Raw genomic sequence first — 2,472 nt, forward strand, 5'->3', positions numbered from 1 at the left:
GCATGACCATCGCACAAACCATCAAGGCCTTCACCCTGTTCGAATTTATCGGGGCGCATGCGCTGACGCTGAAATATTTCTTCAAGAAGAAGAAGACGATCAATTATCCCTATGAGAAGAACCCGATTTCGCCGCGGTTCCGGGGGGAACATGCATTGCGCCGCTATGCCAATGGCGAGGAACGCTGCATTGCATGCAAATTGTGCGAAGCGGTCTGCCCGGCGCAAGCAATCACGATCGAGGCCGAACCGCGCGATGACGGCTCGCGCCGTACCACGCGCTATGACATTGACATGACCAAGTGCATCTATTGCGGTTTCTGTCAGGAAGCCTGTCCGGTCGATGCGATCGTCGAAGGGCCGAATTTCGAATATGCGACGGAAACGCGCGAAGAGCTGATTTACGACAAATCCAAGCTATTGGAAAATGGCGACAAATGGGAGCGGGCAATCGCGGCAAACCTTGCTGCCGATGCGCCCTATCGGTAATGGGCGTGCAAGAATCGAACATGTCTCAGCGCGAGAGAATATCCGCTAGTCCTGAGCCTGTCGAAGGGCGCTTCTCGTCGAGAGGTGCTTCGACAAGCTCAGCACAAACGGAGTTGAGGAAAACGGGGATTATGAATATTTCACACGATTCTGACATACTCGTCATCCCAGCGCAGGCTGGGATCCAACCCGATATATGCTCTTCCACCAAAGGCGGGTTAGGCCCCAGCCTTCGCTGGGGTGACGGAGTGGTGAGATAATGCAAATATTTGCTTTCTATCTCTTCGCATCCATCGTGCTGGCCAGTGGTGCTTTCTGCATCTTTGCGCGCAATCCGGTGCATAGTGTCTTGTGGCTGATCCTGGCGTTTTTCAACGCGGCGGGTCTGATGTTGCTGGTCGGCGCGGAATTTATCGCGGCGCTGCTGGTGATTGTCTATGTTGGCGCGGTCGCGGTGCTGTTCCTGTTCGTCGTGATGATGCTCGACATTGATTTTGCCGAATTGCGGGCCGGTTTCATGAAAAACCTGCCGCTCGGTCTGTTGCTGGCTTTGGTGCTGGTGGTGGAAATCATCTTTGGCGTCGGTGCCTGGCAATCCTCGGGCATGGGCGAGGCGACCGCTGCGGTTGGGCCGCCAGCCGGAGCGCCGTCCAATATCGAACAGCTCGGTGCTTTGCTCTACACCAAATATGTCTTCCTGTTCGAGGCCGCAGGCATGATCCTGCTGGTCGCCATGGTTGGCGCGATCGTGCTGACCCATCGCACCCGCGGCGGCGTCCGCAAGCAGAATATCGCCGACCAGGTTTCACGCCGGCCGGAAGATGCGACGCGCAACACGCAGCCCGAAGTTGGCAAGGGAGTGGAATTGTGATGCGAAACTCATTGACCACAATCACCGTTCGTCCTGAGCCTGTCGAAGGACCTTTGCAGTCAGAACGCCGTCCTGCCGATGGATGTGCTTCGACAGGCTCAGCACGAACGGATATAATTTCAGCAACTCATTCAACAGCCGGGGAGCGGTCATGATCGGCATTGAACATTATCTCGTCGTCAGCTCGATCCTGTTCGTGATGGGCATGCTCGGCATCTTCCTGAACCGGAAGAATATCATCATCATCCTGATGGCGATCGAATTGATCCTGCTCGCGGTGAACTTGAATTTTGTCGCGTTCAGCGCCTTTCTCGGCGACATGACCGGGCAGATATTCGCCATGTTCATCCTGACCGTGGCCGCAGGCGAGGCCGCCATCGGGCTGGCCATTCTCGTGATTTACTTCCGTCAGCGCGGCACCATTGCCGTCGATGATGTCAACCGGATGAAGGGGTAGCGCCGGTGATTTTTAATATCGTCATCCCAGCGAAGGCTGGGATCCAACCCAAATCATGTGCTCCCACCATAGGCGGGTTAGGCCCCAGCCTTCGCTGGGGCGACGAGGTTAGTTCGTGAACAGCATCATCCTCATAGTATTCCTGCCCTTGCTGGCAGCGATTGTTGCCGGTTTCGGCAACCGGATCATCGGCAATGTGCCAGCCAAGGTCATCACCACGGGCGCGCTATTTACCGCCTGTGCGCTCAGCTGGCCGGTGTTCATCGGCTTTTTGAACGGGACCAGCTCGGCGGAAGTCGTTCCGGTAATGACCTGGATTGTCTCGGGCGATCTCAATTTCGACTGGGCCTTGCGCGTTGATGCGCTGACCGCAGTGATGCTGGTGGTGGTAACCACCGTGTCCGCGCTCGTGCATCTCTACAGCTGGGGCTATATGGATGAAGATCCGGACCAGCCGCGCTTCTTCGCCTATCTGTCCCTGTTCACCTTCGCCATGCTGATGCTGGTGACCGCCAATAATCTGGTGCAGATGTTCTTTGGCTGGGAAGGCGTTGGCCTTGCCTCCTATCTGCTGATCGGTTTCTGGTTCAAGAAACCGAGCGCCAATGCCGCAGCGATCAAGGCTTTTGTCGTCAACCGCGTTGGTGACCTTGGCT

General features: G+C 56.3%; 4 protein-coding genes. All 4 read left to right on the forward strand.

Annotated elements, in window-relative coordinates; genetic code table 11:
* Positions 1–2 precede the first annotated feature (2 nt).
* Positions 3–488, forward strand: a complete 486-nt coding sequence (gene nuoI / locus V7665_RS13415; RefSeq protein ID WP_335665038.1) for an NADH-quinone oxidoreductase subunit NuoI — start codon at positions 3–5, stop codon at positions 486–488.
* A gap of 256 nt (positions 489–744) precedes the next feature.
* A complete protein-coding gene (locus tag V7665_RS13420) occupies positions 745–1,359 on the forward strand; it encodes an NADH-quinone oxidoreductase subunit J (RefSeq protein WP_335665040.1) in 615 nt (204 codons plus the stop codon).
* A gap of 151 nt (positions 1,360–1,510) precedes the next feature.
* A complete protein-coding gene (nuoK, locus tag V7665_RS13425; protein ID WP_323800948.1) occupies positions 1,511–1,816 on the forward strand; it encodes an NADH-quinone oxidoreductase subunit NuoK in 306 nt (101 codons plus the stop codon).
* A 115-nt stretch (positions 1,817–1,931) separates the two neighbouring features.
* Positions 1,932–2,472 (forward strand): proton-conducting transporter transmembrane domain-containing protein (locus V7665_RS13430; RefSeq protein ID WP_335665039.1); only part of this gene is annotated, 541 nt, incomplete at its 3' end.

It is taken from the genome of Parasphingorhabdus sp., from assembly GCF_036964675.1.
Classification (GTDB): Bacteria; Pseudomonadota; Alphaproteobacteria; order Sphingomonadales; family Sphingomonadaceae; genus Parasphingorhabdus.

What these genes read in the sequence shown, in the direction of transcription:
- nuoK (WP_323800948.1), top strand. Translation starts at nt 1,511, where the DNA reads ATGATCGGCATTGAACATTATCTCGTCGTCAGCTCGATCCTGTTCGTG.
- nuoI (WP_335665038.1), top strand. Translation starts at nt 3, where the DNA reads ATGACCATCGCACAAACCATCAAGGCCTTCACCCTGTTCGAATTTATC.